The 6,073-nt window shown below is 73.3% G+C and carries 4 protein-coding genes; all 4 read right to left on the bottom strand.

Annotated features, from left to right (window positions below; all coding sequences use genetic code 11):
* Positions 1-44: 44 nt before the first annotated feature.
* The 4 genes from pheT to ACFCY7_RS39365 all read right to left on the bottom strand — a co-directional run bounded on the left by pheT (position 45) and on the right by ACFCY7_RS39365 (position 5,971).
* Entirely contained in the window at positions 45-2,573 is a 2,529-nt protein-coding gene (pheT, locus tag ACFCY7_RS39350; protein WP_376490891.1) for a phenylalanine--tRNA ligase subunit beta, read from the bottom strand.
* On the bottom strand, positions 2,573-3,700 hold the full coding sequence (gene pheS / locus ACFCY7_RS39355) for a phenylalanine--tRNA ligase subunit alpha (RefSeq protein WP_376490892.1): 1,128 nt from the start codon (positions 3,698-3,700) through the stop codon (positions 2,573-2,575). The genes pheT and pheS overlap by 1 nt, the downstream gene beginning before the upstream one ends.
* A 156-nt stretch (positions 3,701-3,856) precedes the next feature.
* Positions 3,857-5,050, bottom strand: a complete 1,194-nt coding sequence (locus ACFCY7_RS39360; RefSeq protein WP_376490893.1) for an ATP-binding protein — start codon at positions 5,048-5,050, stop codon at positions 3,857-3,859.
* A gap of 81 nt (positions 5,051-5,131) precedes the next feature.
* The gene (locus ACFCY7_RS39365) at positions 5,132-5,971 is read right to left on the bottom strand and encodes a TrmH family RNA methyltransferase (protein ID WP_376490894.1); all 840 of its coding nucleotides are present in this window, start codon (positions 5,969-5,971) and stop codon (positions 5,132-5,134) included.
* Between the last annotated feature and the right edge of the window lie 102 nt (positions 5,972-6,073).

Below are 6,073 nucleotides of genomic sequence, written 5' to 3' on the forward strand. Positions count from 1 at the left end.
GGCCCGGTGTCGTCCGGGCCGGCCCCCTCCTGGGGTGTGCGTGATCAGGCGCCGCGCAGGACGGCTCCCGTGCGCTCCGATGCCAGGGCGACGGCCGCGTCGCGGGCGGCGCTGGCCTCGTCGACCGTGAGGGTGCGGTCCGTGGCGCGGAACTTCAGGGCGTACGCCAGGGACTTGGTGCCCTCACCGAGCTGGTCGCCGGTGTAGACGTCGAAGAGCCGGATGGACTCGAGGAGTTCACCCGCGCCCTCGCGCAGCGCGGCCTCGACATCGGCGGCCGGGACCTCGCCGGCGACGACCAGGGCGACGTCCTGGGTGGCCACCGGGAAGGCGGAGATACGGGGAGCCCGCAGGGGGCCCTCGTTCGCCTGCTCCAGGAGGTCCAGGTCGAGCTCCATCGCGCAGCTGCGGGCCGGGAGGCCGTACGCCTTGACCACCCGGGGGTGGAGTTCGCCGGCGTGACCGACGAGGACCTTCTCGCCGTCGATCTCGACGTGGAAGGCGGCGCAGCGGCCCGGGTGCCACGGGGCGTGCTGGTCGGCGCTGATGATCAGCTCGACGCCGGCCTCGGCGGCCACGGTCCGGCCGGCCTCGACGGCGTCCGCCCAGTCGGACGGACGGCCCTTGCCCCACCAGCCGGCCTGCTCGCGCGCACCGGCGAGGACGACGGCGACACGACGCGGCTGCCGGGGCAGCGCGGCGTTGACGACGGCGATCTCCTCGTCGGTGGGGCGGCGGTCGACGCCCAGGCGGACGGCGACGCCCGGCTGGTCGCCCGGCCGGAAGACCAGACCGGTCTCGAAGAGCGCCAGGTCGTGGCTGCCGCGGCTGTCGTTGCGACGGAGCGCGCCGAGCAGGCCCGGGAGCAGCGTCGTGCGGAGCGCGGGCTCCTCGTCGGAGAGCGGGTTGACGAGGGTGACGACGCGGCGGCGGGCGTCGTCCGCGTCCAGGCCGAGCTGGTCGAGCGCCTGCTCGCCGATGAACGGGTAGTTCAGCGCCTCGACGTAACCGGCGCCGGCCAGGGCGCGGCCCACGCGGCGGTGGGTGCGCTGGCGCTCGGTGAGTCCGCGGCCGGCCGGGGGCTTGGGCAGCGTGGAGGGCAGGTTCTCGTAGCCCTCCAGCCGGATGACCTCTTCGGCGAGGTCGTTCGGCTCGTTGAGGTCGGGGCGCCACGACGGCACGGTGACGACGAGCTCGTCCTGGCCGTAGACGTCGCAGCCGACCTCCTGGAGGCGGCGGACGACGGTCTCGCGGCCGTAGTCGACGCCCGCGACCCGGTCCGGGTGGTTCGCCGGCATGGCGATCGTGCGCGGCGCGGACGGCGCGCTGATCTCGGTGACGCCGGCCTCGGCCGTGCCGCCCGCGAGCAGCACGAGCAGGTCGACGGTGCGCTGCGCGGCAGCGGCGGCGGCCTGCGGGTCGACGCCGCGCTCGAAGCGCTTGGACGCCTCGGAGGACAGCTTGTGGCGGCGGGCCGTGCGCGCGATCGAGATCGCGTCGAAGTGCGCCGCCTCGATGACGACCTCGGAGGTGCCGGTGACGAAACCGGTCTCGGGGTCGGTCTCCGGGTCGGCGATCTCCGTGTGGGCACCGCCCATGACTCCGGCGATGCCGATGGGGCCGCGGTTGTCGGTGATGACCAGGTCCGCGGCGTCCAGGACGCGCACGGTCCCGTCGAGGGTGGTGATCTTCTCGCCGGCCTCGGCGCGGCGGACCCCGATGGGGCCGTCGAGCCGGCTGCGGTCGTAGGCGTGCAGCGGCTGGCCGAGCTCCAGCATCACGTAGTTGGTGATGTCGACGGCCAGCGAGATCGGGCGCATGCCGGCCTTCTGGAGGCGGCGCTGCAGCCAGATCGGGGAGCGGGCCTCGGGCGCCAGACCGACGACGGTGCGCGCGGTGAAGCGGTCGCAGCCGATCGGGTCGGCGACCTGGACCGGGTAGCCGTACGAGTTCGGCGCGGGCACGTCGAGCAGCGCCGGGTCGCGCAGCGGCAGGCCGTAGGCGGTGGCGGCCTCGCGGGCGACGCCGCGCATCGACAGGCAGTAGCCCCGGTCCGGGGTGACGGCGATGTCGAGGACCTCGTCGAACAGCTCCAGGAGGACGGTGGCGTCGATGCCGACCTCGTGCTCCGGGGGCAGCACGATGATGCCGTGCGTGCCGTCGCTGCCCATGCCGAGCTCGTCGCCGGAGCAGATCATGCCCCGGGAGACCCGGCCGTACGTCTTGCGCTCGGCGATCCGGAAGTCACCGGGGAGCACGGCGCCGGGCAGGGCCACGACGACCTTGTCGCCGACGGCGAAGTTCCGCGCGCCGCAGATGATCTCCTGGGGCTCGCCGGTGCCGTTGGCCTGGCCGACGTCGACGGTGCAGAAGCGGATGGGCTTCTTGAACTCCGTCAGTTCCTCGATGGTGAGGACCTTGCCGACCACCAGCGGGCCGGTCAGGCCGGCGCCGAGCTGCTCGACGGCCTCGACTTCGAGGCCTGCCGAAATGAGCTTGGCCTGGACGTCGCGGCCGGTCTCCGTCGCCGGCAGGTCGACGTACTCCCGCAGCCAAGAAAGCGGGACCCGCATCAGATCTCCATCCCGAACGGCCGGGTGAACCGGACGTCACCCTCGACCATGTCTCGCATGTCTTCCACGTTGTGGCGGAACATCAGCATCCGCTCGATGCCGAACCCGAAGGCGAATCCGCTGTACTTCTCGGGGTCCACGCCGCAGGCGATCAGCACCTTCGGGTTGACCATGCCGCAGCCGCCGAGCTCGATCCAGCCCTCGCTGCCGCAGGTGCGGCAGGGGCGCTCCGGGTTGCCGACGGACTCGCCGCGGCAGACGTAGCAGAGCATGTCCATCTCGGCGGACGGCTCGGTGAAGGGGAAGAAGTTCGGGCGGAGCCGGGTCTTCATGTCCGGGCCGAAGAGCGCCTGGACCATGTGGTCGAGGGTGCCCTTGAGGTCGGCCATGGTGAGGCCCTCGTCGACGGCGAGCAGCTCGATCTGGTGGAAGACCGGGGTGTGCGTGGCGTCGAGCTCGTCGGTGCGGTAGACGCGGCCGGGGCACACGACGTAGACCGGGGGCTCCCGGTCGATGAGCGTGCGGGCCTGGACCGGCGAGGTGTGGGTCCGCAGCACGACGCCGGACTCGTCGCCCGTGGTGCCCTCGGGGCCCTGGACGAAGAAGGTGTCCTGCATCTGGCGCGCCGGGTGGTCCGGCACGAAGTTGAGGGCGTCGAAGTTGAACCACTCCGCCTCGACCTCGGGGCCTTCGGCGACCTCGTACCCCATGGAGACGAAGACGTCGGAGACGCGCTCCATGAGCGTGGTCAGCGGGTGGCGGGCGCCGGCCGGGACGCGGTCGTACGGCAGGGTGACGTCGACGGCCTCCTCGACGAGGACGCGGGCGTCGCGTTCGGCCTCGAGCTCCGCCTGGCGGGCGGCGAGCGCCTTGGAGACGGCGCCGCGGGCCTGGCCCACGATCTTTCCGGCGGCGGCCTTGGCCTGCGGGGGCAGGGCGCCGATCTCGCGGTTGGCGAGCGCCAGCGGCGAGGTGCCACCGGTGTGCGCGGTCTTCGCCTGTGCGAGCGCGTCGAGGTCGCCCGCGGCGGCGAAGGCGGCGAGCGCCTCGTCCCGCATGCGCTCGATCTCTTCCGGTTTCAGTGCCTCGACCTCAACCGGGTCGTACGACTTATTGGGTGCGGACATCTCTTCCCGTGCTTCCGTTGGCTGGCTGGGCGGCCCCGCTCGACGTCAAGGGCGCAAACGTGCCAAAGGACGAGTCTAACGGGGCGCGGGGACGCGAATGAGCCCGTGGGCGACCCGGGCGGCCTCTGATCTCGTACGGTCTCGCTGGCTGAGACGTCAGAGGAGGTGGGCCGGGGTGCCGACGGGCAGGATAAATCGGAATTCGGCCCCGCCCCGGGGGCCGCGTCCGACGGTGATGGTGCCGCCGTGGGCCTCGACGACGCCCTTGACGATGTAGAGGCCGAGTCCGGTGCCGCCGCGCTTGCTGCCCCGCCAGAAGCGGGTGAAGACGCGGTTCATCGACGCCTCGGGGATGCCGGGTCCCTCGTCGCTCACGGTGACCTCCGTCCCCTCTTCTCCGTCCTCGCCCGCCGTGGCGGGTGCCACCTCGATGGTGACGGTTCCGTCGCCGTGGCGCACCGCATTTTCGAGGAGGTTGCCGAGGATCTGGTCGATCTTGTCGGGGTCGGCCCAGAGCGCGGGCAGCTGGGGCCTGATCCGGACGAAGAAGCGGCCCGGGGGCTGGCCGCCGGTGGTGTGGACCTGGATGTGGCGGCCGATCGCGGCGGCGAGGTCGACGGGCTGGCGGCGCACTTCGAGCCGGCCCGAGTCGATCCGGGAGATGTCGAGGAGTTCGGCGATGAGCCGCTTGATGCGGCCTGCGTCGGCGTCGACGGTCTCCAGCATGAGGCGCTTCTGCTCGTCGGTGAACCTCTCCCACTTGTCGAGGAGGGTGGCGGTGAAGCCCTTCACCGAGGTGAGCGGGGAGCGCAGTTCGTGGGCGACGGTGGCGATGAGTTCGGCGTGGCTGCGCTCGGTGCGGCGCCGGGCGTCGGTGCCGCGGAGCGAGACCACGACCCGGCGGACCGGCCCGGTGGGGTGCTCCCGGATGTACCGGGCGGAGACGAGGACCTCTCGGCCGCCGGGGAGCAGCAGGTTGCGCTCGGGCTGGCCGCGGCGGATGGCGAGGCCGCCGTACGGGTCGGTCAGCGCCCACCAGCGGCGTCCCTTGAGGTCTTCGAGGGGCAGCGCCTCGTCGAGCGGCAGGCCGAGGGCGCGGCCGCCGGGGACGGCGGTGATGCGGCTCGCGGCGGCGTTGAAGCAGACGATCCGGCCGGTCTCGTCGGCGATGACGAGACCGTCGGGCAGGTCGTCGGGGGCGAGGCCGACGAAACCGGCCGCTGCCGCGGGATCGGCGGCGAAACCGGCGGTCGCCGCGGGATCGGGCGCGTCCGGTGCGGGGCCGGGCGGCTCCGGGGCGTGCGGCGCGGCGCTCCGTGCCTGTGCGGGACTGTCCGTGCCGACCGTCATCCCCGTACCCCACCCCTCCGTGTAGCGCAGTGGGCCCCCGAGTGCGTCACTCTACTGGGCGAGAGGGGCGGAATGGACCCTTCAGGCGGAGGTTCGGGTGCGCTGGGCGCGGGCGGAGGCGTACAGGCAGACCGCGGCGGCGGTGGCGAGGTTGAGGCTCTCGGCCTTGCCGTGGATCGGGACGCGGACGACGGCGTCGGCGAGCGCCCTGGTCTCCTCGGGCAGTCCCCAGGCCTCGTTGCCGAAGATCCAGGCGGTGGGGCCGCCCATGGTGCCGGCGTCGAGTTCGTCGTCCAGGTCGTCCTGGCCCGCTCCGTCGGCGGCGAGGATCCGCACGCCCGCGCTCTTCAGCCCGGCGACGGCCTGCTCGACGGGGACGCCCACGGCCACCGGCAGGTGGAAGAGGGAGCCGACGGAGGCCCGTACGGACTTGGGGTTGTAGAGGTCGACGGAGGCGTCGGTGAGGACGACGGCGTCGGCGCCGGCCGCGTCGGCGCAGCGCAGCACGGTGCCGGCGTTCCCGGGGTCGCGTACGTGGGCGAGGACGGCGACGAGCTTGGGCCGGGCCGCGACGATCTCCTCGAACGGGGAGTCGAGGAACCGGCAGACGCCGACGATGCCCTGCGGGGTGACGGTCTGGGAGACCTCGGCGAGGACGGCGTCGGAGGCGTGGTGGACGCGGGCGCCGGAGGCGAGCGCGGCCTCGATGATCGGGGCGTAGCGCTCGGCGGCCTCGACGGTGGTGAAGAGCTCGACGAGGGTGGGCTCGCCGGTGGAGCCGCGGTGCTCGACGGCCTCGCGGACGGCCTGCGGGCCCTCGGCGATGAAGAGGCGGTCCTTGCCCCGGAAGTTGCGCTTGGCGAGCCGCCGGGCGGCGACGACACGCGGGGAACGCGGGGAGATCAGCTCGGGGGTGACCATGAGGTGCGGCGGTTCTCTCTTCGTGGCCGGGCGGGCGTCGGGGTCCGGGAACGGCGGGGACCGGATGCGGCGGGTCCCTCAGGGGGGTGAAGCACCCGGACC

The organism is Streptomyces sp. NPDC056361, assembly GCF_042262805.1.
Lineage (GTDB): Bacteria > Actinomycetota > Actinomycetes > Streptomycetales > Streptomycetaceae > Streptomyces.

What these genes read in the sequence shown, in the direction of transcription:
- pheT (WP_376490891.1), bottom strand. Translation starts at nt 2,573, where the DNA reads ATGCGGGTCCCGCTTTCTTGGCTGCGGGAGTACGTCGACCTGCCGGCG.
- pheS (WP_376490892.1), bottom strand. Translation starts at nt 3,700, where the DNA reads ATGTCCGCACCCAATAAGTCGTACGACCCGGTTGAGGTCGAGGCACTG.
- ACFCY7_RS39360 (WP_376490893.1), bottom strand. Translation starts at nt 5,050, where the DNA reads ATGACGGTCGGCACGGACAGTCCCGCACAGGCACGGAGCGCCGCGCCG.
- ACFCY7_RS39365 (WP_376490894.1), bottom strand. Translation starts at nt 5,971, where the DNA reads ATGGTCACCCCCGAGCTGATCTCCCCGCGTTCCCCGCGTGTCGTCGCC.